At 70.3% G+C, this 24,587-nt stretch carries 27 protein-coding genes; 12 read left to right on the plus strand and 15 right to left on the minus strand.

The features are described from left to right. Positions 1-7: 7 nt before the first annotated feature. A complete protein-coding gene (locus VEC11_RS04640; protein ID WP_464129427.1) occupies positions 8-658 on the minus strand; it encodes a protein-L-isoaspartate O-methyltransferase family protein in 651 nt (216 codons plus the stop codon). A 254-nt stretch (positions 659-912) separates the two neighbouring features. Between VEC11_RS04640 and VEC11_RS04645 the strand changes: the two genes are divergently transcribed. Further along, positions 913-1,728 (plus strand): class I SAM-dependent methyltransferase, encoded by an 816-nt coding sequence (locus VEC11_RS04645; protein ID WP_464129428.1) that lies wholly within the window; start codon positions 913-915, stop codon positions 1,726-1,728. On the opposite strand, the gene VEC11_RS04650 is transcribed toward VEC11_RS04645, so the two are convergent. Both VEC11_RS04650 and VEC11_RS04655 read right to left on the minus strand, forming a co-directional pair. Further along, complete coding sequence (locus VEC11_RS04650) at positions 1,647-2,834, minus strand: glycosyltransferase family 87 protein (RefSeq protein ID WP_464129429.1); 1,188 nt, start codon at positions 2,832-2,834, stop codon at positions 1,647-1,649. The genes VEC11_RS04645 and VEC11_RS04650 overlap by 82 nt on opposite strands. After that, positions 2,831-3,235 carry a (deoxy)nucleoside triphosphate pyrophosphohydrolase gene (locus tag VEC11_RS04655; RefSeq protein WP_464129430.1) on the minus strand — a complete coding sequence of 135 codons (405 nt, stop codon included), beginning with the start codon at positions 3,233-3,235 and terminating at the stop codon, positions 2,831-2,833. The genes VEC11_RS04650 and VEC11_RS04655 overlap by 4 nt, the downstream gene beginning before the upstream one ends. Positions 3,236-3,328: 93 nt before the next feature. On the opposite strand from VEC11_RS04655, the gene VEC11_RS04660 reads away from it, so the two are divergent. From VEC11_RS04660 to VEC11_RS04670, 3 genes are all read left to right on the plus strand, one after another. Continuing rightward, entirely contained in the window at positions 3,329-3,496 is a 168-nt protein-coding gene (locus VEC11_RS04660; protein WP_464129431.1) for a Flp family type IVb pilin, read from the plus strand. 226 nt (positions 3,497-3,722) lie between these two features. Then, a complete protein-coding gene (locus VEC11_RS04665; RefSeq protein ID WP_464129432.1) occupies positions 3,723-3,887 on the plus strand; it encodes a Flp family type IVb pilin in 165 nt (54 codons plus the stop codon). A gap of 211 nt (positions 3,888-4,098) precedes the next feature. After that, on the plus strand, positions 4,099-4,263 hold the full coding sequence (locus VEC11_RS04670) for a Flp family type IVb pilin (RefSeq protein WP_464129433.1): 165 nt from the start codon (positions 4,099-4,101) through the stop codon (positions 4,261-4,263). Between the two features lie 66 nt (positions 4,264-4,329). Here VEC11_RS04670 and VEC11_RS04675 read toward each other — a convergent pair whose 3' ends face one another. The 4 genes from VEC11_RS04675 to VEC11_RS04690 are packed head-to-tail and all read right to left on the minus strand — an operon-like array spanning position 4,330 to position 8,215. Beyond that, the gene (locus VEC11_RS04675) at positions 4,330-5,271 is read right to left on the minus strand and encodes an acetyl-CoA carboxylase carboxyltransferase subunit alpha (RefSeq protein ID WP_464129434.1); all 942 of its coding nucleotides are present in this window, start codon (positions 5,269-5,271) and stop codon (positions 4,330-4,332) included. 13 nt (positions 5,272-5,284) lie between these two features. Beyond that, positions 5,285-6,229 carry a tyrosine recombinase gene (locus VEC11_RS04680; RefSeq protein WP_464129435.1) on the minus strand — a complete coding sequence of 315 codons (945 nt, stop codon included), beginning with the start codon at positions 6,227-6,229 and terminating at the stop codon, positions 5,285-5,287. Further along, positions 6,226-8,061: a hypothetical protein gene (locus VEC11_RS04685; protein WP_464129436.1), complete on the minus strand. Its 1,836-nt coding sequence runs from the start codon at positions 8,059-8,061 to the stop codon at positions 6,226-6,228. Before VEC11_RS04685 ends, VEC11_RS04680 begins: the two co-directional genes overlap by 4 nt. Continuing rightward, the gene (locus tag VEC11_RS04690) at positions 8,039-8,215 is read right to left on the minus strand and encodes a hypothetical protein (protein ID WP_464129437.1); all 177 of its coding nucleotides are present in this window, start codon (positions 8,213-8,215) and stop codon (positions 8,039-8,041) included. Before VEC11_RS04690 ends, VEC11_RS04685 begins: the two co-directional genes overlap by 23 nt. A 48-nt stretch (positions 8,216-8,263) precedes the next feature. On the opposite strand from VEC11_RS04690, the gene VEC11_RS04695 reads away from it, so the two are divergent. After that, on the plus strand, positions 8,264-8,788 hold the full coding sequence (locus tag VEC11_RS04695; protein WP_464129438.1) for a shikimate kinase: 525 nt from the start codon (positions 8,264-8,266) through the stop codon (positions 8,786-8,788). On the opposite strand, the gene VEC11_RS04700 is transcribed toward VEC11_RS04695, so the two are convergent. From VEC11_RS04700 to radA, 7 genes are read right to left on the minus strand one after another with little or no spacing between them, the layout of a single operon-like run. Continuing rightward, entirely contained in the window at positions 8,785-10,581 is a 1,797-nt protein-coding gene (locus tag VEC11_RS04700) for a cation:proton antiporter domain-containing protein (RefSeq protein ID WP_464129439.1), read from the minus strand. The two genes, VEC11_RS04695 and VEC11_RS04700, sit on opposite strands and share 4 nt — an antisense overlap. Further along, a complete protein-coding gene (locus tag VEC11_RS04705; protein ID WP_464129440.1) occupies positions 10,578-11,027 on the minus strand; it encodes an iron-sulfur cluster assembly scaffold protein in 450 nt (149 codons plus the stop codon). Before VEC11_RS04705 ends, VEC11_RS04700 begins: the two co-directional genes overlap by 4 nt. A gap of 30 nt (positions 11,028-11,057) precedes the next feature. Then, the gene (locus tag VEC11_RS04710; RefSeq protein WP_464129441.1) at positions 11,058-12,056 is read right to left on the minus strand and encodes an SMP-30/gluconolactonase/LRE family protein; all 999 of its coding nucleotides are present in this window, start codon (positions 12,054-12,056) and stop codon (positions 11,058-11,060) included. Further along, complete coding sequence (cysS, locus tag VEC11_RS04715) at positions 11,995-13,311, minus strand: cysteine--tRNA ligase (RefSeq protein WP_464129442.1); 1,317 nt, start codon at positions 13,309-13,311, stop codon at positions 11,995-11,997. Before cysS ends, VEC11_RS04710 begins: the two co-directional genes overlap by 62 nt. Continuing rightward, positions 13,308-13,862, minus strand: a complete 555-nt coding sequence (locus VEC11_RS04720) for a CvpA family protein (protein WP_464129443.1) — start codon at positions 13,860-13,862, stop codon at positions 13,308-13,310. Before VEC11_RS04720 ends, cysS begins: the two co-directional genes overlap by 4 nt. A gap of 57 nt (positions 13,863-13,919) precedes the next feature. Beyond that, on the minus strand, positions 13,920-14,609 hold the full coding sequence (locus VEC11_RS04725) for a hypothetical protein (RefSeq protein ID WP_464129444.1): 690 nt from the start codon (positions 14,607-14,609) through the stop codon (positions 13,920-13,922). Between the two features lie 33 nt (positions 14,610-14,642). Then, a complete protein-coding gene (gene radA / locus VEC11_RS04730; RefSeq protein WP_464129445.1) occupies positions 14,643-16,013 on the minus strand; it encodes a DNA repair protein RadA in 1,371 nt (456 codons plus the stop codon). 114 nt (positions 16,014-16,127) lie between these two features. Here radA and VEC11_RS04735 point away from each other — a divergent pair, with 114 nt between their 5' ends. Both VEC11_RS04735 and VEC11_RS04740 read left to right on the plus strand, forming a co-directional pair. Beyond that, positions 16,128-16,442, plus strand: coding sequence for an HPF/RaiA family ribosome-associated protein (locus VEC11_RS04735; RefSeq protein ID WP_464129446.1), 315 nt, complete (start codon positions 16,128-16,130; stop codon positions 16,440-16,442). 38 nt (positions 16,443-16,480) lie between these two features. Next, on the plus strand, positions 16,481-17,194 hold the full coding sequence (locus VEC11_RS04740; RefSeq protein WP_464129447.1) for an endonuclease/exonuclease/phosphatase family protein: 714 nt from the start codon (positions 16,481-16,483) through the stop codon (positions 17,192-17,194). Positions 17,195-17,290: 96 nt separating this feature from the next. Here VEC11_RS04740 and VEC11_RS04745 read toward each other — a convergent pair whose 3' ends face one another. Further along, positions 17,291-18,619 carry a serine hydrolase domain-containing protein gene (locus VEC11_RS04745; protein WP_464129448.1) on the minus strand — a complete coding sequence of 443 codons (1,329 nt, stop codon included), beginning with the start codon at positions 18,617-18,619 and terminating at the stop codon, positions 17,291-17,293. A 271-nt stretch (positions 18,620-18,890) separates the two neighbouring features. Between VEC11_RS04745 and VEC11_RS04750 the strand changes: the two genes are divergently transcribed. The 5 genes from VEC11_RS04750 to VEC11_RS04770 are packed head-to-tail and all read left to right on the plus strand — an operon-like array spanning position 18,891 to position 24,539. Beyond that, positions 18,891-21,215 carry a patatin-like protein gene (locus VEC11_RS04750; RefSeq protein WP_464129449.1) on the plus strand — a complete coding sequence of 775 codons (2,325 nt, stop codon included), beginning with the start codon at positions 18,891-18,893 and terminating at the stop codon, positions 21,213-21,215. A gap of 40 nt (positions 21,216-21,255) precedes the next feature. Continuing rightward, on the plus strand, positions 21,256-21,624 hold the full coding sequence (locus VEC11_RS04755; RefSeq protein ID WP_464129450.1) for a LapA family protein: 369 nt from the start codon (positions 21,256-21,258) through the stop codon (positions 21,622-21,624). After that, entirely contained in the window at positions 21,621-22,295 is a 675-nt protein-coding gene (pyrF, locus tag VEC11_RS04760) for an orotidine-5'-phosphate decarboxylase (RefSeq protein WP_464129451.1), read from the plus strand. The genes VEC11_RS04755 and pyrF overlap by 4 nt, the downstream gene beginning before the upstream one ends. A gap of 55 nt (positions 22,296-22,350) precedes the next feature. Beyond that, the gene (gene accD, locus VEC11_RS04765) at positions 22,351-23,202 is read left to right on the plus strand and encodes an acetyl-CoA carboxylase, carboxyltransferase subunit beta (RefSeq protein ID WP_464129452.1); all 852 of its coding nucleotides are present in this window, start codon (positions 22,351-22,353) and stop codon (positions 23,200-23,202) included. An 8-nt stretch (positions 23,203-23,210) separates the two neighbouring features. Beyond that, a complete protein-coding gene (locus tag VEC11_RS04770; RefSeq protein WP_464129453.1) occupies positions 23,211-24,539 on the plus strand; it encodes a bifunctional folylpolyglutamate synthase/dihydrofolate synthase in 1,329 nt (442 codons plus the stop codon). Positions 24,540-24,587: the final 48 nt, after the last annotated feature.

Here is a 24,587-nt window from a genome sequence, read left to right on the forward strand (position 1 = left end):
TCCGCTCTCAAAAGGTAAAACCGCGGGGCTTCTCGAAGCCCGGCAGGATGGCAACCGCCGCATCGGAAATCGTCGTCAGTCCGAACGCTCCGGATACGACCCGGCCGATGCCGAGCCGGGTCACGCCCCGGTCGAGCAAGGCCAGGGCGATCCGCCCCCCGTCCGCGGTCTGGTCGACAATCGCCTGCGGCACATATTCGACGGCGCCGTCGATCAGGATGAACTCATAGGGCGCCCCGGCGGACCAGCCAGCGGCGAGCGGCCCCTCGACGACGGTCACCCCCGTCCCGGCCAGCGCCTCGCGCGCCATGCCGGCGAGCGCGGCATCCTCCTCCAGCGCCGTCACCGAACCGGCGAGCCGGGCGACGACCGCCGCGGCATAGCCCGAGCCGGCACCGATCACGAGCGCGCGCTCGTCACCCTGCAGCCCGGCGGCGGTCAGCATCTGGCCCAGCGCCATCGGCGGATTGAGCGCCCGGCCATTGGCCAGCGGGACGGTGGCATCGGCATAAGCGAGCGCGCAGCGCTCCGCCGGCACGAAGCGCTCGCGCGCGACCTCGCCCATCGCCGCAACGACGCGCGGATCGTTGACGCCCGTCGTCCTGAGCTGGCTCGCCACCATAGAGCGGCGCATGGGTTCGAAGGTCAATTCCGTCATCGTCGCGGCTCTTCGCACAACTGTTTTAGTGGCGCAATACACTTATCGGTCTTCGGGGCTTTTATCGGCCAGGACCGGGAAGGGAAAGCGTTTCTCCAATGGTCGTTCCGCCGCATCGCAGCAAGAGGCGTGCCAGCGAATTTCCTCTCTGCGGGCAGGAATGCCACAGCCGAAATCGCGTCCGATTCCGGACAGACTGTCCGCTCATGGACAGGCGGTTGGTGCAAGGCTGCGCTCTGCTATAGGCGCTGGCAATGACCGACGGCCCCGCCCTCCCCTTCGATGCCAGGCTCGGCCGCCTGCGCCGGGCGCGCGCGGGCGCGGGCAAGGGCGACGCCTTCTGGCTGCACCGGCGCGCCGCGGAGGAATTGCTCGACCGGCTCGAGCTCGTCGCGCGGCCCTTCGCGGCGGCGCTCGAGCTGAGCAGCGACCCTTGGCTCGGCGACCGGCTGGCCGAGCGCGGCCTGTCGGTGCTTCGCGTCGACGAGGCGGACCTGCCGGGCCTGCCCCCCGCCAGCATGGACCTCGCCGTCTCGGTCGGGCTGCTCGACACGATCAACGATCTGCCCGGCGCGCTGGCTTTGCTCCGCCGCACGCTGAAGCCGGACGGGCTGTTCCTCGCCGCCTTCGCCGGCGCCGGCAGCCTGCCGCGGCTGCGCCAGGCGATGCGCGCGGCCGAGGCGGCCGAGGGCCTCGATCCGTCGCCGCGCATCCACCCGCAGATCGACGTGCGCGCGGCGGGCGACCTGCTGACCCGCGCCGGCTTCGCGTTGCCGGTGGCGGACCGGGAGGTGGTTGAGGTCCGCTATGCCTCGCTGCCGCGCCTGCTCGCCGACCTGCGTCTCGCCGGCGCTACCAACATCCTCGCCCAGCGGGCGCGCCGGCCCTTCACCCGGCTCGGCTTCGCCGCCGCCACGGCGGAATTCGGGGAGAGCGCGGTGGAGCGGTTTGAGCTGATCTTCCTGAGCGGCTGGGCGCCGGCCCCGTCTCAGCCGGCCCCGGCCAGGCGCGGCTCGGGCACGGCCTCGCTCGCCGATGCGCTGAAGCCCGGGGGCTCCGGCGCGCGCTGAGCCTCGCGCCAGATCAGGGCGAGCAGGATGATGGGCACGAGCGGCGCCAGGTTCGGCCCGCCGGCCCAGTCCAGAGCCTGGAGCAGGCCGAGCAGCATCAGCGCCCAGCAGAGCGCCAGCAGCAGCGCATGCCGGCCGCGGGTCAGCAGCCAGGCGAAGGGCATGATGAGCAGCAACGTATCGTAGCCGAACAGATAGGGGCTCGCGAGCGCCGTGGCGGCGGCCAGCGCCCCGGCCCGCGCCCCCCACTCGGCCTTGCGGTGCCAGAGGAGGCAGGCGGCGGCGATCGCGGCGACCGCGACCAGCCCTTGCGCGAGCCAGGCCGGCCCGGCGCCGAGGCCGTCGTAGCGCAAAGCGCTGTAGACGCTCGCCATGCGCTGCCACCCCGCCAGCCCGTCCGCCACCACCGAGGAAAACAGGCCGGCATTGCCGAGCCAGGCGCGATAGCTTTCCAGGCCGAACAGGACGAGGCCGAGCAGCAGCAAGCCGCCCACCGAGAGCGCGGCGCCGGCAAAGGCGCGCCATTCGCGCCCCGCCGCGAGGGCGAAGGGCAGGACGAGGCCGAGTTGCGGCTTCACCACGATCAGGCCGAGCAGGATCCCGCCGAGCAAAGGCCGCTTCGGCAGCAGCGCCATGCCGCCGATGAACAGGGCCGCGAGCAGGAAGCCGGCCTGGCCGGTGATCGCGTTGATCAGCAGAGGGGGCATCGCCATGGCGAGCCAGAAAGCCTTGGGAGCCCAGAGCCGCACCGCCAGCGCATAGGCGCCCCAGGTCAGGATCACCCAGGCAACGGCGGCGGGCGGATAGGGAAAGAGCGCGAAGGGCGTCGCCAGAACCAGGAAGGCGGGCGGATAGCCGAACGGGATTCCCGCCACCATCGTCGCCTGCAGCTCGACCGCCCGATGGGCATTGAAGTCATAGGCGAGCGCCGCCTGCCCCTCGAGCCCGAGCCGCCCCGCCGCCCAGTAAGAGATGAAGTCCATCTGAAAGGGGTCGCGCAGGATGGTGACGAGCGCGGTGACGATCAGGAAGAGGAAGCAGAGCGAGACCGCCATGGCCAGCAGGCGCAGCCGCTCCAGCCTGGCCTCCCCCTCCGGCCCGGTCATGCCGCCCCCGCGGCGAGCAGGGCGTCGAGCATCGGGATGAGCGGCGCGTCGGCCGGCGGCATGTCGTCGGGCCGCATCTCGTCCGGACGCAGCCAGGCGAGCGCGCTCGCATCCAGCGCCGCCGGCTCGCCCCGCCAGCGCCGGCAGAGATAGAGAAGCAGGATCATGTGCCGGCCGGTCACCGGCGCGCTGGCGAAGCAGGCCGGGACGAAATCGGCGGGATGGATGGCGATGCCGAGTTCCTCCTCCAGCTCGCGGGCCAGGGCAGCCTCGGGCAGCTCGCCCATCTCGACCTTGCCGCCGGGAAATTCCCACAGGCCAGGCATCGCCCGCCCGGGCGCGCGCTGCTGCAGCAGGATCCGCCCGTCGCCGTCGAGCAAGGCCGCCGCCACCACCGTCATTGTCGGATTTTTTTCCAAAACCAGCGTTCCCGGAAGGGTTTCATTAACTCCAACTCCGGTATCTCCCCTCGCCACGGGCAAGGGAAGAAAAAGATGCGCAAATTCTTTCGGCTGGCACGCGAGACCAGGGCAGCGACGGCCGTCGAATATGGCCTGATCGTCGCGCTCATCTTCCTTGCCATTCTCGTTGGCGTCTACGCCCTTGCAAGCACCACGATTACCATGTGGAACAACGTCAACGCCGAAGTCCAGGACGCCTGAGCGTCTGTCCCTTGAAATGTCCTGTGGACCGGCCCGCGGCAAGCGCCCGCGTCGGTCCGCCCGCATAGGTCGCCCTGGCGCCCCGTCGCTGATCCAGGTCAAAAAACGGACCCGCCCTTTAACGGATTGTAAAGCCAGATAGCCCAAAACGGGTCTGCTCTAAGAGGGGCAACGCGGGTGGCCAGTGGACCCTCCGCGATTGAAATCGAGATCGAGGAACCGGACAATGCAGACCATTCGCAAATTCATTCGCAACAACAAAGCCGCCACCGCCATCGAGTATGGCCTGATTGCGGCTCTGATCGCGGTTGCCGCCATTGCGGCGATGCAGGGCCTCGGCACCAGCATCCGCACCACCTTCAACAACGCCGCGTCGGCGATGAACGGCTAAGCCGTTCGCTAAGACCGGTAACGGGGGGCGGTGGACCTTGGTCCGCCGCCCTTCTTCTTTGCCTGCGGCACGGGTTCCGCCGCAACGGCCCATTAAATGTTTCTCAAGGCTGAGCCTCTATGGGGAAGGATGGCCGAACCCCTCGCAAGGACGGACGGCCGGGGAGTGTGGACCTTCCCCAGGAGCCAAGTGGAACCAAGGAGACCGGAACATGCAGCGCATTCTGAAGCTGATCAGGAACAGCAAGGGCGCCACCGCCATCGAATATGGCCTGATCGCCGCCCTGATCGCCGTCGCCGCCATCACCGCGATGCAGGGCCTCGGCACCTCGATCCGCACGACGTTCAACAACGCCGCGTCGGCGATGAACGGCTAAGCCGCTTCGAGCAGGATCGCGAAGGGCGGCGGGAGGCAGCTCCCGCCGCCCTTTTCGCATCCGGGGTCAGGCGACCGAGAGGAACTTCTCGCGGCGGGCCTTGCGCACTTGCTCGGCGGAGAGCGGCGCGAGCGCGTCCAGCTCCTCGCCGATCGCGGCGCCCAGGGCCGCGATCGTGGCGGCGGCCTCGCGATGTGCGCCGCCGGCCGGCTCGGCGACGATTCGGTCGATCACGCCCAATTGCTTGAGGTCCTGCGCGGTGACGCGCATCGCCTCGGCGGCGTCGGCCGCCTTCTCGGCGGTGCGCCAGAGGATCGAGGCGCAGCCCTCGGGCGAGATCACCGCATAGACGCTGTGCTCCAGCATCAGCACCTTGTTGGCGGCGGCGATGGCGATGGCGCCGCCCGAGCCCCCTTCCCCGACGATCGCGGCGACCAAAGGCACGCCGAGGGCAAGGCATTGCTCGGTCGAGCGGGCGATCGCCTCGGCCTGGCCGCGCTCCTCCGCCTGCACGCCCGGAAAGGCGCCCGGCGTGTCGACCAGGGTGACCACGGGCAGGCCGAAGCGGTCGGCGAGCTGCATCAGCCGGATCGCCTTACGATAGCCTTCGGGCCGGGCCATGCCGAAATTGTGCTTGAGCCGGCTCGCCGTGTCGTCACCTTTCTCATGGCCGATCAGGACGATGCGCCGCCCGCCCAATTTGCCGAGCCCGCCGATGATCGCGCTGTCGTCGGCGAAGTTGCGGTCGCCGGCCAAAGGCACGAAATCCTCGATCAGCCCCTCGACATAATCCTTGAGATGCGGCCGCTCCGGATGGCGGGCGACCTGCGTCTTCTGCCAGGGGGTGAGCTTGGCATAGGTGTCGCGCAGCTGGCGCTGGGCGCGCTCCTGCAGGCGGCCGATCTCCGCCTCGATATTGGGCTCGGTCGCCGAGGCGGTGTCGCGCAGCTCGGCGATCCGGGCTTCGAGCTCGGCGATCGGCTTTTCGAAATCGAGAAAGGTGGCCATTGCGGCGCGGGGGTTAGGCGGGCTTGGCGCCGCCGTCAACGCGCGCGGGCCGGTCGGCGAGCGGGTGGCGCGTATTGACGAGGTCGATCAGCCGCCTCGAATCAACATGGGTGTAGATCTGCGTGGTCGCGATATCGGCATGGCCCAGCAGCATCTGCACCGCCCTCAGATCGGCCCCGCCCTCGAGCAGATGGGTCGCGAAGGCATGGCGCAGCACGTGCGGGCTGATCCGGTCCGGCGGGACGCCCGCGTCGGCGGCGAGCTCGCGCACCAGCTGGTAGAGCCTGACCCGGCTCAGATGCTTCTTGCCCGACGGGAACAGCCAGAGTGCGTCGCGCGCCAGGGTCGCGGCATAGACGGCGATCGCGGCTCGCGCGCGGTCCGAGATCGGCACCAGCCGCTCCCGCCCGCCCTTGCCGCGCAGGATCAGGAAGGGCTTGTCGGGCTGGACGGCGCCCCGCGGCAGCGAGACCAATTCGGTCGCGCGCAGCCCGGAACCGTAGAGCAATTCGATCAGGGCGGCGAGGCGCAGCGCTCCGGGTGCGCCGGCCACCTTCCGCCGCTCGATCTCGGCGAACAGGGCGTCGACGGCGCAATGGTCGAGGATCTTCGGCAGCGGCCGCTCGCTCGCCGGGCGCGGCAGGGCGCCGCCCGGATCGTCGCGCCGCATGCCCTCGTCCTGCAGGAAGGCGTAGAAGCGCCTGAGCGCCGCGGCCTTGCGGGCCACGGTGGCGCGCTTCAGCGGCAGCCAGGCCTCGCCGAGCCGGCGCAGCGCCTCCGGCGTCGCCGCCGCAAGGGCGCCGCCGAGCAGCGCCGATGCCCCGCGCAGGTCCCGCTCGTAGGCGAGCAATGTGTTGCGCGCCGCCCCCGCCTCGGCGGCCATCATCTCGAGAAAGGCGGCGATGCTCGTCCGGTCGTCCAGGTCCGCCAGGGATTCACGCTCGGCGTGGTGGCTCACAGCCGCGCCACGGCCTCGGCGGCGATCATCCTTGCCTCGAAGTCCATGCCGACGGTGCGGAGCGCGCGCACGATCCGGAACAGATAATCGGGCGGCACGCCCTGCCAGCCCGAGCTCTGCAGGCCGACGCCGGCGAGCAGGGCCACGGTGCCCGGCTCGCGCGCCTGCGCCGCCCGGTCGATCGCGCGCGTCCAGGCATCGTCTGCGCCCGGCCGGAAGCCCGACGAGGAGGCCTGGTCCATGCTGATCCGCCCGAGCCCCGCCAGCGCCGCGACGAGCATCGGCCCGCGCTTCTGGCCCGGGCTGTCGTCGGCGCTGACGAAGGCGCCGATCCGCCCGCCGTCGACTGCGACGTTGAGCCGCGGCGCGCCGAGCGCGAGCAAAGCCCAGGCCTTGTCGGAGGCGCCGCCCGCCTCGACCACGCTGCCCCAGCGCGCCGCTTCCGCGTCCATGCCGGCGCTCAGCATCGAGGCGATCAGGTTGGGGGCGTCGGCAAGATAATCGTCGCTGACCGGGATGCGCGACGCCGCGCCCGCGGTCAGGATCAGGCGCGCCTGCCGCTCGACCGGCGCCTCGACCTCAGCCCAGAGGTTGCGCAGCGCCTCCAGGCGGCTGGCCGGATCCTGCTCGACCCAGGCCATGCGCAGCCGCGCGCCGACCGTGCCGGCCGCTTCCGCCGGGTCGGTCTGGTCGAGCTGCAGGCTGTAGATCTCGACGAGGCTGTGCGAGGAGAACACGCCGAGCGAGGCGGCGGTGGAGGCGGCGGCGAGGCGCTGCTCGATCGGCACCATCGGCGCGCGGGCGAGCCAGGCGCGGATCCGCGGCTCGGCATTGTCGATCAAATTCGCCGGGATGGTGGCGCCGGTCGCGCTCGCCAGGCCGAACCGCCAGGGCGTGATCTGACTGACGCCGTCCCACTGCAGTTCGGCGGCCCGCCGGGTCTCGGCGCCGACCCCGACCACCTTTTCCGCCAGCGCCAGATCGATGTTCGCACCGCCGCGGCCGCGCACCTGGTCGATAATCCCGCCGGCCCGCGCCGCCTCGCCCTCGAGCGCGGCGCACATGCCGTCGGCGAGCAGCCAGAGCTGATCCTGCGACATGGTCCGCGCCGGTCCGACCAGCGGGCACAGCGCGGCGGGATCGGCGGTGGCGAGCGCGGTCTCGCCCGCGGCCTCGATCATCCTCGGTGTATATTGCTCGACGTCCACCGCCTGGACCAGGGCCCGGGCCGCATCCGCCTCGCCCATCTTCACGAGGAAGGCGGCGCGCTCGGCGGCCCAGTCGACCGGCTGCACCCCCGCCGGCGCCGGCAGATGCGAGAGCAGGGCGCGGCGCAGCACGATCGACGCCCAGCGCGAGGCCAAAGGCGCGCTGGTCCGCCGCAGCAGGGCGCGCAGCAGGAAGCCGTCGGTCCGCCCGAAGGCGTCGGCGGCGAAGCCCATATTACCCGGCAGCAGCGGCCCGATCAGATCGGTCGAGCGCTCGAGCCCCTGCGGCACGGTGAAATAATTGGTCGGGCGCGGCAGCTGACTGGAATCGACGGCCACCTCATCGACGCCCTCGGCCGCGCTCTCGACGCCATTCTCGGTCTCGGCGACGGTTTCCGTGCCGTTGCCGGTCTGGGCCGGGGGCGAATCCGGCGTCTGGCGTGGCGTCTCCGGCTGCCGCGGCGGGCGCGGCGTCGCCTTTTCGGGAGGAGGCAGGGTCTGCGGGTCGCCGAAGCCCGGCGGGAGCAGGGATTCGGGACGCCGTTCCTGGCTCAGCGCCGGAATGGCGACGAGCAGGGCCGCCCCGGCGAGCAGGCCGGCCTTATTTCTGAGCCGGAAGCGCATTGGTGACGTCCACCTCGATCCGCTGCTGGGGCACCTCGTTGGAACGGAATCCGAGCCAGATCATGAAGCCGACGAGCAGGACCAGGATGAGGAGGAAAAGGAGGCCGATCGGATTGCGGCGGCGGCGCTGCGGCGCGAAGCTGTACTTGGGCATGGCGCGCCTTTTGCCCCAGCGGGGCGCGCTCTGTATAGCCCCCGCTTCATGTCGAACGGGCCGGAAAGAGTGAAAAAGCCGATCGTGCTCGTCGGCCTGCCGGGCGCCGGCAAGACGACCGTCGGCCGGCGCCTCGCAAGGCGGCTCCGCCTCCCCTTCGCCGACGCGGATGCGGAGATCGAGGCGGCGGCGGGGCTCAGCGTCGCCGAGATCTTCGAGCGCTTCGGCGAGGCGCATTTCCGCGACGGCGAGCGGCGGGTGATCGCCCGCCTGATCGAGGGACCGCCGCGCGTCATCGCCACCGGTGGCGGCGCGTTCGTCAATCCGGACACCCGCGCCCTGATCCTGGAACGCGGCATCGCAATCTGGCTCGACGGCGACATCGCGCTGCTCGCCGAGCGGGCGAGCCGGAGCGGCCGCCGGCCATTGCTCGACAGGGCCGATCCGGTCCGCTCGCTGCAGGCGCTCGCCGAGCTCCGCAACCCCTTCTATGCCGAGGCGCACTTGCGCATCCGCAGCGACGGCCGGCACGAGGAGACGGTAGCGCGGATCGTGGCCGCGCTCGGCGTCTAACGTTTGGCGTCGTCCTCGCTGACCGTTTCGTGCGTGGTCTCGGGCTCGGTGATCATCCGGTCCACCTTGGCGCGCAGGTCGCCGGTCGCGATCTGCGCCTTCAGCCGCTCGCGGTCGCGGGCACGGTAGAGCTCCTCGGTGCGGTCGATCTCCTCGACGTCCACGCCGGCGGATTCCATCGCCAGCCGCCCCATCTTCACCGCCGACTCAAGCACCTCGCGGACGATCCCCGCGATCGGCGCCCCGCGCAGCTTCAGATAGGCGCGCCGGTCGAAGGCGCGGACGAAGATCGCGGCCTTGGGAAAGGCCTCGTGCACCGCCTCGACCAGCTCCGGCTCGACCTGGTCGCCATCCAGGCAGAACAGGATCAGCTCCGCCTCCGCGGCCCCGGCCTGGCGGAGCATGTCGACCCTGGTGCCGTCGCCATAATAGACCTTGGCGCCGAAGCTGCCGGCGACGTCGATCATCTCGATGTCGGTGTCGATCAGGGTGACCTGGATGCCCTGGCCGAGCAGCATCTGCCCGACCGTCTGGCCGAAGCGGCCATAGCCGATGATCAGTGCATTGGCGCCGTCCGCACTCGGCCCCTCGCGCTCCTCCGCCTCGCGGCTCACCGGCTCGGCGCGCAGCTTCCTGGTCGCCATCATCAGGAACGGCGTCGTCGCCATGGACAAAGTAACGATCGCTCCGAACAGGCTGGCCGCCTCCGGCTCGATCAGCATCGCGCCCTGCGCCTGGGCGAAGAGGACGAAGCCGAACTCGCCGCCCTGGCTCAGCAGCAGGCCGAGGCCGAGGGCCGGCCGCCACGCCATGCGGAAGAGCATGGCGAGGCCCATGATGATCGCCGCCTTGAGCGCGATCAGTGCGAGCGCCATGCCGATCACGAAGAAGGGCCGGTCCGCAATGGCATGCAGGTCGAGCAACATGCCCACGGCGAGGAAGAAGAGGCCGAGCAGGATCGAGCGGAAGGGCTCGACATCCGCCTCGATCTCATGCCGGTACGGCGTGTCCGCGAGCATCACGCCGGCGATGAAGGCGCCGAGCGCGGTGGAGAGGCCGAGCAGCTCCATCAGCGCGGCGCTGGCGATCACCGTGAACAGAGCGGCGAAGATGAACATCTCCCGCTCGCCGATATTGCCGATCAGGCGGAACAGTGGCTGGAGCACGAAGCGCCCGGCCAGCACCAGCCCGACGATGGCGCCGACCGTATAGAGCCCGAGCAGCCAGCCCGGCGGCCCCGCGGCGTCGGCCGGGTTGCGGCTCATCGCGGCGATGATGGTGATCAACGGGACGATCGAGAGGTCCTGGAAGAGCAGGATCGAGAAGGCCCGCTCGCCGAACGGCGTGCGCAGGCGCCCGGCCGACTGCAGCAGCGGCAGCACCTGCGCGGTCGAGGAGAGGCCGAGCGGCAGGCCGAGCGCAAGGGCGGCGGCAAGGCTCGAGCCGGTCGCAAGCCAGACCAGGGCCGAGACGGCCAGCCCGCACAGCACCACCTGGAGCAGCCCGAAGCCGAAAATGTCGTGCCGCATGCGCCAGAGCCGGGAAAGGTTGAGCTCAAGCCCGACCAGGAAGAGCAGCAGCACGATGCCGAGCTCGGCGATGTGGAGCATGTTCTCGCCACCAGCGACCAGGCCCAGGACTTGGGGGCCCACGACGGCGCCGGCGACGAGGAAGCCCAAAGTGGCACCAAGGCCGAGGCGGCGGAAGACGAGGACGAAGACCAGCGCGAAGCCGAGCAGGATGACGGCGTCGTGAAGCAGCGATGGGCCGGCCGGGGCGGCGTGATCGGTCATGGCCGCACCGTCTCGCGCGCGGCCTGTTCCGCGGCCTCTGCCGCCGCCTGGAAGGGCAGCAGGATCGCGCCGTGCCGGGCGCTGAGCCGGCGGGCGGGCGCGAGGAGGTCGAGGCCGGGCCAGTCGCCTGGATCCTCGCATTCCCCGCTCAGCCACGCGGCGAGCGAGTCGCGGGCTTCGGCGAGCTCCGCAGCCTTGCGGCCGAGCACGTGCCGCCCCAGCAGGGCCGCCGACGCCTGGCCGAAGGCGCAGGCCCTCACCTCCTGAGCGAAGGCGCCCACCCTGCCCTCCCCGTCCAAAGCGACGTCGACGACGATCGAGCTGCCGCAAACCGGCGCCCGCCGCTCCGCGCTCGACTGCGGATCGGCGAGCCGCCCGAGATGGGCGATCGAGGTGGCGAGCCTGAGAATGTCGCGGCTGTAGAGAGGAGCGGTCACGCGGGGCATATAGGCGCGGCGCGCGCGATCGCGAAACCCTCAGGGATGGGGGCGCGCACCACGCGCGCCGACCCGGATCCGCCAGATCGTGCCGCCGCCCCGCTCCGTGCTGGTCGCATAGAGCGAGTAATGGTCGAAGCGGCCCTCGCCGAAGACGGGGCTGGCGACGTTCGGCATGCCCGACGCGATCACCACCTGCTCGCCCGTCGCAGGGTCGAAGCGGCGGATCGTGCCCGAGCCGTTGTCCGCGATGTAGATGCGCCCATGCTCGTCGGCGGCGAGCCCGTCGGGCGCCCGCTCGGTCCGCGCGACGATCCGTGCCTCGCCGGCCGGGCGGCCGTCCGCGATCGGGATCTCCCAGATCGCATTGGCCGGCACGACCGGGCCGATCGCGCTGAAGATCTGGGCGACGTAGAGCTTCCTGCCATCGCGGGAGAGCGCCATGCCGTTCGGGAAGGGCACTGCGCGCGACCAGATTTCGGCCCGGCCGCCTTCGGCGGGGACTCGGTAGATGATGTCGACCGCGTCGTCGGACACCAGCCAGGCGCCGTCGGGCAGGCGGAGGATCGCGTTCGGGTCACCGATGCCGGTCGCGAACAGGGTCCGCTCGCCCTCCGGCGTGATCCGCCAGACCATCCCGTCGTCGTTCGGCCCCGGTTGCTGAAAGGCGTTGGTCGGCCCGAAATCGGCGGCAAGGATGTCGCGCGCGCCGATCCCGGCCTGACCCAGATGGCGATGGACATCGACCAGCCTGCGCACCGTGCCGTCGTGCTGCGCCAGCCAGACCGCATTGTTGGCCCCGATGAACAGCTGGCCCGACCCGTTGAAGGTCAGCCCTTCGGCGCCGCGGAACTGCGTGATGAAGCGCTCGGGCGCGACGGGAAAGCGAGGCTCGGCCGGGACGGTCGCGCAGGCCCCGAGCAGGACGGTCAGCCAGAGGATTCGGACAGCTATGAGCCCTCCACGAAGGACGGCGTCAGGCGCGCCGCCAGCTGGTGCCCACCGGACTATCCTCCAGCAAAATCCCCTCCGCCGCAAGCGCGTCGCGAATCCGGTCGGCCTCGGCGAAGTCGCGCTTCTGCTTGGCCTCGGTGCGGGCGGCGACCAGGCCGTCGATCCGGCTGTCGCCCTCGCCCTGGAACCAGGCCGACGCGCCGCCTTCGAGCAGGCCCATGAGCGCGGCGCTGGCGCGGAGCGTGGCGCCGTCACCGATCGCCGAGAGGCGCGACAAAGCGAGCGGCGTGTTGAGATCGTCGGCAAGCGCCTCCAGCACGCCCTCGTCAGGCGCGCCGCCGGTTGCATCGCCGGCGCTCCGGTAGAGCCGGTCGAGCGTCGCCTTGCTCTGCGCGATCAGGGCCTCGGACCATTCGAGCGGCTGCCGGTAATGGGCCGAGAGCAGGGCGAAGCGGTAAATCTCACCGCGCGGATCGCGCTCGAGCAGGTCCGCGACCGTCACCACATTGCCCAGGCTCTTTGACATCTTTTCCGAGCCGGCCATGCTCAGAAAGCCGTTATGCACCCAGTAGCGCGCGAGCGGCGCGCCCCGGTGCGCGCAGCGGCTCTGCGCGATCTCGTTCTCGTGGTGCGGGAAGATCAGGTCGAGGCCGCCGCCGTGAATGTCGATCGTCTCGCCGAGATGTGCCAGGATCATCGCCGAGCATTCGATATGCCAGCCCGGCCGGCCGCGGCCCCAGGGCGAGTCCCAGCCGATCACTCCCGCCTCCGACGGCTTCCAGAGCACGAAATCAGCCGGGTCCTTTTTGTAGCTGGCGACTTCGACGCGGGCGCCGGCGATCATCGCCTCCCGGTCGCGCCGGCCGAGCGCGCCATAATCGGGGTCGGACGGCACGTGGAACAGCACATGCCCGTCCGCCTCATAGGCGTTGCCGGTCCCGATCAGCCGCGCGATCATCGCGACCATCGCCTCGACATGCTGCGTCGCGTGCGGCGCGATGTCCGGCGGACGCACGCCCAGCGCGCCCATGTCGGCGAGGTAGAAATCCTCGTAGCGCCTCGTGATCACCGCGGGATCGACGCCCTCGGCCCGCGCCGCCTCGATGATCTTGTCGTCGACGTCGGTGACGTTGCGCGCGTAGACGACATGCTCCTCGCCATAGAGATGGCGAAGCAGCCGCGAGAGCACATCGAACACGACCGCGGGGCGGGCATTGCCGATATGGGCGCGGTTGTAGACGGTCGGCCCGCAGACATACATCGTCACCCGGGCCGGATCGGCCGGCGTGAAGACGCGCTTCTCCCGCGCCATCGTGTCGTAGAGGCGAAGCTCGGTCATTGGCGGTTCGTGGCGTTCTGCGCGTTGCCCTCTTCCGCCGCGTTCATCGCATTTTGCTGGTCGGCGACGAACCCGGACACGGTGCCGCTGGTCGCCTTGAGCAGCCCGTAAGTGGCGGCGTTGGTCATCCATTCCGGCCGCCCGCCGGCGCCGCCCATGAAGCTGAAGCTGTAGACGATGTTGAGGATCATGAAGAGGATGGTCACGCCGATTAGCCCCTTCAGCGCCCCGAAGGCGGCGCCGAGGACGCGGTCCAGCGGTCCGACGATCGAGTTGCGCACCCGGCCGCCGACGCGGCGCGAGGCGAACTTGCCGCCGACGAAGACCAGGCCGAAGATGATGATGAAGGCGAGCACCGCCGCCCCCGACACGGTCCCGATCGGCCCCTCAAGCGCATCGGACAAAGGCGGGTGCAGCACGCGCAGCGCCAGGATCGCGAGGAACCAGGCGAAGAGCGACAGCACCTCGGCAACGAAGCCGCGCAGCCAGCCGAAGACCAGCCCGCCGCCCACGAGGAGAATGACGATGATGTCGAGCGCAGTGAAAGCCATGGCGCCTTGCTAGAGGCAGTTTCGATTCGGGGGAAGGCGGATCAGCCGGGCGGGCCCTTAGTGCACCCGACCCTGCCCCCTGTCTGCCCGGCACCGGTTCCGAAAGTCGGCCGCCATGGCCTCAAGCGCCGGCACCGCTCGGGCGACCACCTCATCGATCACATCCCGGCCGGGCAGCGCCACCGCATATCGGGCGAGCGTTTCGCCACCCTCTTCCTCGACCGTCACGAGTACTTCGCTTTCGTCCGTCACGTCGGGAACGGGGACCGGTCTGGGCGAGCCGGCCATGAAGCTCCCCAAAAGTTCCATCCGCTCCGGATCGAATTCGGGCAGGTCGCTCATCCGCTGCGGCAGCAGACGGCGGCTGGAGATTCGGCCGTCGATCCGCAGCACGAGCCAGACGGGATGCTGCACCGGCCTTGTCAGAGTGAGCGGGGCCAGGATCATGTCCGTCCTCACCCTCCACGGGAGGATGGCTGAGCTCTGCGCATCGAGCCTCTGCCATCCGACCGTGGCCCGGCCGTTCCAAGGGCCCGACTGCCAGAACAGATAATCATATTCCGGCCGCCCCTCGGCATCGAGATTGCGGGTCACGTCCAGCCTTCCCCGCGCCAGCTGCATGGAATGGGTGCAGGCCCAGCCCAAGGTAACGTTAGCACCCGGCGCCGGCGCGGCAGGCGGCGCTGCCACGGGCGCGGCGGGCGGCACGGAAAGCAGCAGCATGGCGAGGGTCGCGCGAACAGCCATGACCAGCCCCGAAAAATCTCGAATCGCGGCAGCTTAGCGCCCCAGCAGATGATCGACCAGTTGGCCCAGCGTGCGGAACCCGGTCAGCCGCATCGCCCCCTTCTCCGCCGCGACCGCCGCCGGCACCAGGGCGCGCTCGAAGCCGAGCTTGGCGCTTTCCTTGAGGCGGAGCGCGCCGTGCGCCACGGGGCGGAGCTCGCCCGACAGGGCGACCTCGCCGAACGCCACGCTCTCCGCCGGCACGGGCCGCTCGGACAAGGCCGAGACCAGAGCCGCCGCCACCGCAAGGTCCGCGGCCGGATCGGTCACGCGGTAGCCGCCCGCCACGTTCAGATAGACCTCCGCGCTGGAGAAATTCAGCCCGCAGCGCGCCTCCAGAACGGCAAGGAGCATCGCCAGCCGCCCGCTGTCCCAGCCCACCGCCGCCCGCCGCGGCGTCGCCCCGCTGGCGAGGCGGACGGTGAGCGCCTGGATCTCTACCAGGACCGGCCTAGTCCCCTCCAGCGCCGGGAAGACCACCGCCCCCGGCACCGCCTCCCCCCGGTCGGTCAGGAACAGGGCCGAGGGATTGGCGACCTCGGCCAGCCCCTCCTCGCCCATCGCGAACACGCCGATCTCGTCCGTGCCGCCGAAGCGGTTCTTGGTCGCCCGCAGGATGCGATATTGATGGCTGCGCTCGCCCTCGAAGCTCAGCACCGTGTCGACCATATGCTCGAGCACGCGCGGGCCCGCGATCGCCCCGTCCTTGGTGACGTGGCCGACCAGCACCAGAGCCGCCCCGCTCTCCTTGGCGAAGCGGATCAGCTCGTGCGCGGCGGCCCGCACCTGGCTCACCGTGCCCGGCGCGCCCTCGATCAGGTCCGAATACATGGTCTGGATCGAATCGATTACCAGCAGGGTAGGCGCCCTGCCCTCCGCCAACGTGGTCAAAATATCCCGCACCGATGTCGCCGCCGCCAGCCTCAGCGGCGCCGCGCCAAGCCCGAGCCGGCGCGCCCGCAGTCGCACCTGGTCCGCCGCCTCCTCGCCGGAAATATAGGCGACCTCAAGCCCTTGCGCGGCGACCTTCGCGGCCGCCTGCAGCAACAATGTCGACTTGCCGATCCCCGGATCGCCGCCCATCAGCGTCGCCGAGCCCGCCACCAGCCCGCCGCCCAAAGCCCGGTCCAGCTCGGCGATCCCGGTCGAGACCCGCGCCGGCAGCATGACCTCCGCGTCGAGCCCGACCAGCTCGATCCGCCGCCCGCCGCCGCGCAGATTATGCCTGGCTGAGAAAGGTGTCACCACCCCTTCCGCATCCTCGACCAGGCTGTTCCACTCGCCGCAGTCGACGCACTGCCCCGTCCAGCGCGGGCTCACCGAGCCGCAGAGCTGGCAGACATAGCGTTTCTTCGGCTTCGCCATGACGTCGTTGGGTAATGGAACATCACAGGAACATCCAGCGGAAAATGCGATCATGGAACGCACCGGCCCGGCCCCGCATTAATAACCTACACAGGTCAAGCGAGGAGGCTCTTGATGTTCGTCCAGATCCGCACCGACAACCGGCTCGTCAGCGACGCGGAGGCCAACGCCCGGCTGGAGGAGAAGGTGCGGGCGAAGCTGAAGCGCTACGAGGCGCGGCTGAGCGACGTCGAGGTCCACGTTGCCGACATGAATGGGGCCAAGGGCGGCGGCGGCGACAAGAAGGTCACACTGGAGGCGCGGGTCAACGGCCATCCGCCGGTCGCCGTCCACGCCGATGCTGACCGGGTCGACATCGCCGTCGGCCTCGCCGCCGACAAGGCCGTCCGCGCCCTCGAACATGCGATCGGCAAGGAGAAGGCGCACTGAGCTTGCGCCCATCCCGACTGCACCCCTAAGGGCGGCCGATGATCCGCGTCGCGTCCTACAATATGCGCAAGGCGATCGGCACCGACCGCAAGCGCCGGCCCGAGCGGACGATCGACGTGCTCAACGAGCTCGACGCCGACATCGTCGCCCTGCAGGAGGCGGACCGCCGCTTCGGCAGCAAGGCGAGCGCGATCCCGGTCGCCATGCTCGACTCGCACAGCGACTATAAGGCGGTGGAGCTCGACATCCGCGCCGGCTCCATCGGCTGGCACGGCAATGCCCTGCTCGTCCGCAAGCCGGTCGAGGTGCTCGAGCATCACCTCTTCCATTTGCCGTCGCTGGAGCCGCGCGGCGCCGTGCTGGCCGACGTCATGGTGGACGGCGCCCTGCTGCGCTGCGTCGGCATGCATCTCGACCTGTCCGGGCTCTGGCGGCGGCGGCAGGCGCGGGCGATCCTCGAGCATCTCGACGAGCGCGAGGGTTCGCCCTCGACGATCCTGATGGGCGACCTCAATGAATGGAGCGCCAATGGCGGCTGCCTGCGCGACTTTGCCGCCGACCATGATTTCGCGCCCTGCGGCCGCAGCTTCCACGCCCGCCGCCCGATCGCCACTCTGGACCGGATCATGGTCAGCCGCGACCTCAAGGTGGTGGACAGCGGCGCGCACCGCACCGCTCTCTCCCGCCGCGCCTCCGACCACCTCCCGATCTGGGCGGACCTCAGCCCGCGGACCAGATCGCTGGGTGGCTAAGCAAACTCCGTCATTGCGAGCAGAGCGAAGCAACCCAGTAAGTCCTGAAGCCAGGCTGGATTGCTTCGTCGCTATGCTTCTCGCAATGACCAATAACTAGCGTGCCCCGGGCCGCCGCCGTCCGTCGGTCTCGAAGCGCGCGCTGACCCGTCCGCGCGGCGCCGGCTGGCCCTCCGCTTCCGGCTCCTCCGCCCGCTCGACGGGCGCGTCTTCCGGCGTGTCGAGGCGCAGCCAGTCGCGGAACGGCAAATGATAGACCATGTCCATCACCTCATATTCGATGCCGTTCGGCCGCGAGCTCGCCGAGTTCCAGAGGACGACGACGCCCGAGCGGAGCGCTGGATCGAACAGGATCATCGAGCGGTAGCCCTTCACCCCGCCATGATGGCCGATCACCCGGTGGCCGGCATAGTCCATCACCCGCCAGCCGAGCCCATATTGGGTGCTCGCGGTCCGCTCGGAGAAACGCCGGCGACGCCTGTTCTCGCCTGGCGTGTTGATCCGCGGGGTCTGCACCTGCTGCAGCATGGCGGGGCTCAGCACGTCCGGCGCCAGCCCCATATTGGCGAGCATCCAGATCGACAGGTCCTGGATCGAGCCGTTGATGCCGCCCGCGGCGGGCACGCGATAATAGGATTCGCTGATCTCGAAGGTCTGCGGATTGCCGCCGACGTGGCCACGCGCCCAGCTGCGCGAGGCCATCAGCTCCGCGCGCGAGCTGCTCGCCGTGGTCATGCCGAGCGGCGCGAAGAAACGCTCGCGCAGCACCTGGCCGTAGGGCTTGCCGGTGACCCGCTCCACCACTTCCGACGAGGCGTCGAAGAGAACGTTCTGATAGGCATGGCAGGTGCCGGGCGCGCAGGTATTGTGGAGGAGCGCCATCGAGGCGCGCAGCACATGCGGGTCCATGCCCTCCTCCAGCCGCGGATCCTCGGCATGGGCGAAGAGGCCGGTCGTGTGGGCGAGGATGTCGGCCACCGTGACGCTGCTCTCGGTGCCGCCGGGCAGCCGCACCGACGTGGCCCAGCGCGCGATCGGGTCGGTCAGCGACAATGACCCGTCGGCGACGAGTCGGACGACCATGTCCGCGGCGACGCCCTTGGACAAGGAGGCCCAGCGGAACACGGTCGAGGGCGTCACCGGCTCGCTGCCGCCGGCCTGGGTCACGCCATAGCCCTTGAGGAAGCGGATCTCGCCATTCTCGACCACGCCGATGGCGAGGCCGACCATAGAACGGTCGCGCATCAGGCGCTGCAGCCTGGCGTCGAGCTGCGCATAATCGACCGCGCCCGGCGGCGGCGTCTGGTTGGCGACGGGAATGTTGAAGCGCGCGGTCTGGCTGTTGTTCTGCCCAGCCTCGCCGCCGCCCGTGCGGCCGCGGAGCATGCCCCACAGCGCCACGGCCACGACCAGGCCGATCAGCAAATAAACTGGCAGACGCCCCCGCAACACGGTCCGGACCTAACTCGCGTTTCCGGGGAAGAAAAGCGGCCAAATCTCCGTTCGTCGCCACGTCTGAGTCATCCCGGCGAAAGCCGGGACCCATGAACTCCAGTTTCAGATGGCAAGCGAAGCCGCATTCGCCCTTCATCGCATTGTTGTGTTCCTGGGTCCCGGCTTCCGCCGGGACGACTCGCTGGGTTGCTCCCCTCCTTCCTTCCTCGACAGCCGGGCGCCTTCCTGCCACGCTGCGGACATGCGCGAGAAGGAGCTGAGGATCGCCCTGGTCTGCTATGGCGGCGTCAGCCTCGCCGTCTACATGCACGGCATCACCAAGGAGATCTGGCGGCTCGCCCGCGCCAGCCAGAACGTCCACAGCTCGACGATCCGCGCCGACCAGGAAGGCGAGACCGAGGCGATCTACGCCCATCTGCTCCGCCGGATCGCGCTCGAGGCCGATACCGACATCCGCATCCTCGTCGACATCCTCGCCGGCGCCAGCGCGGGCGGGATCAACGCCGTCTTCCTCGGCCATGCGATCGCGACCGGCGAGGCGCTCGATCCGCTGACCGACCTCTGGCTCGATTCGGCCGACGTCGACGCCCTGCTCGCCGAGCATGGCAGCGGCCTCAAGCGCTTCGTGAAGAGCGCCGCGGTGCCGGTCGCCTGGCTGCTCTCCTCGCGCTCGGGTACGATCGACAAGACGGTGGAGCCCGCGCACCGCGCCGAGGTGAAGGCCAAGCTCGCCAATTTCGTGCGCGCGCCCTGGCTGCAGCCGCCCTTCGGCGGGGCCCAGCTCACCAATTTGCTGCTCGACGCCTTCGACGCGATGGCGAAGGGCCCGAAGGGCGCGCCCCTCCTGCCCGACTATCAGCCGCTCGACCTCTTCATTACGGTCACGGACTTCAACGGCTATCCGGAGCGGTTGCGGCTGAACTCCCCCGCAGAGGTGATCGAGACCGAGCACCGGCTGATCATCAGCTTCCAGGATCCGGGCGGCGCGGGGCGGCGGATCGGCGACCCCGCCGAACTCGTCTATGCGGCGCGGGCAACCGCGAGCTTCCCGGGCGCCTTTCCGCCATTTCGAGTCGGCGAGCTCGACCAATGCCTCGAAAAGCGAGGGCAAGCCTGGCCAGGCCGCGACGCCTTCCTGGCCCGCACCCTGCCGCGCCGCCACGCGATGGGCGAGGCGGAGCAGGCGATCCTGATCGACGGCTCGGTGCTGCACAACCGCCCCTTCGGCCCGGCCACCGCCGCGCTGGAGAAGCGCCCGGCCCGGCGCGAGGTCGACCGCCGCTTCGTCTATATCGACCCCAAGCCCGGCATGAAGAGCGTCCGGCTGACCAGTCCCGGCGGCAGCGGCGAGGTCGAGCCGCCCGGTTTCCTCTCGACCCTCTTCGGCGCCCTCTCCGACATTCCCCGCGAGCAGCCGATCCGGGACAATCTGGAGGGCATCAAGCGCATCTCCGCGCGCGTCCGCCGCCTCAGGTGGATCATGGAGGCGATCCGGCCCGAGGTGGAGGCGGCGATCGAGCGCGCGGTCGGCTCCAGCTTCTTCCTGTCGAGCCCGACACCGTCGCGGCTCGCAAGCTGGCGGACCAAGGCGCACAATCTCTCCGCGCGCGAGGCCGGCTATGCCTATGCCGCTTATGGCCAGCTCAAACTCGCGACCGTGATCGAGGAGGTCGCCGCCTGCATCCTGCGCCTTGGCGGGGGCGGCGGCGACAGTGCGCGGCGCCATGCCGTGCGCGAGGCGGTCTGGACCCATGTCCGCGCCCTCGGCCTCACCGACCCCGATGCGATGACCGCCAGGGGCGCGCGCGACGACGTGGTCCAGTTCCTCGTCGATTTCGACCTCACCTTCCGCACCCGCCGGCTGCGCTTCGTCGCCCGGCGGATCACCGAGACGACCGACGAGATGGAGGCGCCGCGCGAGGAGCAGGAGGACATGCTCCGCGTCCTCCACGCCATCATCGCCCGCTACCGGGACCGGGACCCGGAGCAGGTCGCCGAGCCGCTGCGCGCGCCCTTCGTCCGGGCGGCCGAGGAGCCGGCGGCCGCGCTCGCCGCCTTGCGCGATCTCTGGCTGCTCGAGACGATCGACGCCCAGGCGGACGAGGTGCTGAGCGACGCCTTGCTGCTGCTGCCCAAGGCGGACCGGCGGGGCCTGATCCTCGCCTATCTCGGCTATCCGTATTACGACATCGCCACCCTGCCGCTTCTCCAGGGCGAGGGGCTGGACGAGTTCGACCCGATCAAGGTCGACCGCATCTCCCCGAACGACGCGGTTGCGATCCGCGCCGGCGGCGCGGCGGCGACGCTGAAGGGCATCCAGTTCAACAGCTTCGGTGCCTTCTTCAGCCGCGCCTATCGCGAGAACGACTATCTCTGGGGCCGCCTGCACGGCGCCGACCGGCTGATCGACATCGTCAACAGCGCCGTGCCCGAGGGCAAGCGGCTCGCGCCCGCGGCGATCGCCGAGCTGAAGCGCGACGCCTTCCGCGCCATCCTCACCCAGGAGCGCGGCCGCCTGACCCATATCGACACCCTGTTCGCCGAGCTGGAGCGCGAGGTCGGCTGACCACTGGACGCCGCGCGCAAATTCCACGAAAGAGGCCGCCATGCAGTTCCTGAAAACCCTGTTCTGGGTCGTGCTCGCGGTGGTGATGGTGCTGTTCGCCCGCGACAACTGGCATGTCGTGCCGGTCAACCTCTGGGCCGGGCTGGTCGCCGACATCAAGCTGCCGATCCTGGTGCTGATTGCCTGGCTGATCGGGTTCCTCCCCACCTTCATCGTCTACCGCGCCCGCATCTGGTCGCTGAAGCGCCGGCTGGACACGCAGAATCCGAGCAATGCCGGGCCGTCGGTGGTTCCCAATCCGGTGCCGACGCCGGTCCGCCGCAGCTCCTCGCCTTCAGAGACCCCGCTCGCCGAGCGCGACGCGCCGGACCGCGAGGCGACCGACAGCAAGGCCTGGCCGAGCGCATGACCAGCCCGGTCTATGTCGCGCTCGACACGCCCGATCTCGACCAGGCCAGGGCCATCGCCAACCGGGTGAAGAGCCAGGTCGGCGGGCTCAAGCTCGGCCTCGAGTTCTTCAACCACAATGGCCGCGAAGGGGTGATGGAGATCGCCCATCTCGGCCTGCCGATCTTCCTCGACCTCAAGCTGCACGACATCCCCAACACCGTCGCCAAGGCGATCCACGCCCTGCGCCCGCTCGAGCCCGCCATCCTCACCGTCCATGCCGCCGGCGGCCGGGCGATGATGGAGGACGCCAAGGCCGCCGCGCCCGCCGGCACGAAGGTGGTCGGCGTCACCGTGCTGACCAGCCTCGACGCCGAGGATCTGGACAGCATCGGCGTCCCCGGCGCGGCGGATGCCCAGGTCGGGCGCCTTGCCCTGCTCGCCCGCGAGGCCGGGCTGGACGGCGTGGTCTGCTCCGGCGCCGAGATCGCGCTGGTCCGCGAGGCCTGGCCGGAGGCGCATATCGTCGTCCCCGGCGTCCGGCCGGCCGACGCCGCCGTCGCCGACCAGAAGCGCGTCGTCACCCCGCGCCAGGCGCTCGACGCGGGCGCCTCGGTGCTCGTCGTCGGCCGCCCGATCACCTTGGCCGAGGACCCCGCCGCCGCCGCCCGCGCCATCGCGGCGACGCTCTGAGAGTGGACTTCAGCGCCGCGCGGGCCTATCCGCGCCGCCCGAGGAGCATGACGAGATGAGCTGGCTGACCCGCGTCCGCAACGCGATCCCCTTCCTTCCCAAGCGCGAGACGCCGGACAATCTCTGGCACAAATGCCCGCAATGCGAGGCGATGGTCTTCACCAAGGAATATGAGGACAATCTCTACGTCTGCCCGCGCTGCGACCATCATGGCCGGATCGGGCCGAAGCAGCGTTTCGCCCTGCTGCTGGACCCGGGCTACACCATCCTCGCCGCGCCCAGGGTGCAGGAGGATCCGCTCCGCTTCCGCGATTCCAAGCGCTACACCGACCGCCTGAAGGCCGCCCGCACCGCCACCGGCGAGCCGGACGCCCTGCTCAACGCGCGCGGCACGATCGAGGGCCGCCGGGCCGTGCTCGGCGTGCAGGATTTCGCCTTCATGGGCGGCTCGATGGGCATGGCGGTCGGCGCCGCCTTCGTCGCCGGCGCCCGCGCCGCGATCGAGGAAAACTGTCCCTATGTCGTGATCACCGCCGCCGGCGGCGCGCGCATGCAGGAAGGCATCCTCTCGCTGATGCAGATGCCCAAGGCCACGGTCGCGATCGCCGAGCTTAAGGAAGCGGGCCTGCCCTATATCGTGCTGCTGACCGACCCGACCACGGGCGGCGTCACCGCTTCCTACGCCATGCTCGGCGACGTCCAGATCGCCGAGCCCGGCGCCCTGATCGGCTTCGCCGGCCAGCGCGTGATAGAATCGACGATCCGCGAGAAGCTCCCCGAAGGCTTCCAGCGCGCCGAATATCTGCTCGATCACGGCATGATTGACATGGTCGTCCACCGCAAGGAGCTGCGCGCCCGCCTGGGCCTGCTGCTCGATTATCTCTCGCCGCGGAAAGAGGCGGCCTAGGGACCGCGGTGGCGGACCGCGCCAGCTCCGACAACCCGCGCGTCCAGGCCCAGCTCGACCGGCTGGCGCGCCTGTCCCCTGGGCGCGACATTCTCGGCCTCGAGCGCATCTCGGACCTGCTCGGCAGGCTCGGCAATCCCGAGCGCGCGCTGCCGCCCGTCCTCCACGTCGCCGGCACCAACGGCAAGGGCTCGACCTGCGCCTTCCTCCGCGCCGCCCTCGAAGCCGCCGGTCTCAACGTCCATGCCTATACCAGCCCCCATCTGGTCCGCTTCAACGAGCGGATCCGCCTCGCCGGCCGGCTGATCGCGGACGAGGCGCTGGCCGAAATCCTGGCCGAGGTGTTCGAGGCCGCCGGCGAGATGGAGCTGAGCTTCTTCGAGGCGACCACGGCCGCGGCCTTCCTCGCCTTCGCCCGCACGCCTGCCGACGCCTGCATCGTCGAGGTCGGGCTCGGCGGCCGGCTCGACGCGACCAACGTGATCGAGGCGCCTCTGGTCTGCGGCATCGCCCAGCTCGGCCACGACCATCATTTCTTCCTCGGCGACACGCTGGAGGGAATCGCCGCGGAGAAAGCGGGCATCGCCAAGCCCGGCGCGCCGCTCGTCACCCTCGCCTATCCGGATGCGCTGGAAGCCGTGATCCGCGACAGGGCCGAGGCTGCGGGCGCCATCTGGCTGCCGCGCGGCCGCGCCTGGCATGCGGAGCTTCGCGACGACCGCCTCCATTATGGCGACCGCGACGGCAGCCTCGATCTGCCCCTCCCCCGCCTCGCCGGCGAGCATCAGGCGGTCAATGCCGCGCTCGCCGTGGCCATGCTCCGCCACCAGAGCCGCCTCATTGTCCCCGAGGCCGCCCTGCGCGCTGCCATGGGCTGGGCGGAATGGCCAGCGCGGCTGCAAACACTTTCCCCCGGCCCGGTCCGCGACCTGCTGCCTCGGGACGCCGAGCTCTGGCTCGACGGCGCCCACAATCCCGCCGCCGCCCGCGCGGTCGCCGATCATTTCCGCGGCGCCGTCCCCGCCGGGCGGCCCTTCCACATGCTCTTCGGCCTGGTCGTCAACAAGGACGCGGCGGGCGTGCTCCACCCTTTCCGCGGCCGCGACGTGACGGTCCACACCATCCCCGTGCCCGGCCATGAGCATCACAGCCCCGAAGCGCTCGCCGCCGTCGCGCGCGAGGCGGGCCTCTCCGCGCTGCCCGCCGCCGGGGTGGAGGACGCGCTCAGATGGATCGCCCGCCACGCCGACCGCGCGCATCCGCCGGTGGTGCTGATCATGGGCTCGCTCTACCTCGCGGGGAACGTGCTCAAGGCGAACGGGGAAGAGCCGGAATAAGGTGATTTTGTGCTCCGGCGAAGGCCGGAGCGCTGGCCGGAAAAAAGC

This window comes from Allosphingosinicella sp., assembly GCF_035626655.1.
Classification (GTDB): Bacteria; Pseudomonadota; Alphaproteobacteria; order Sphingomonadales; family Sphingomonadaceae; genus Allosphingosinicella.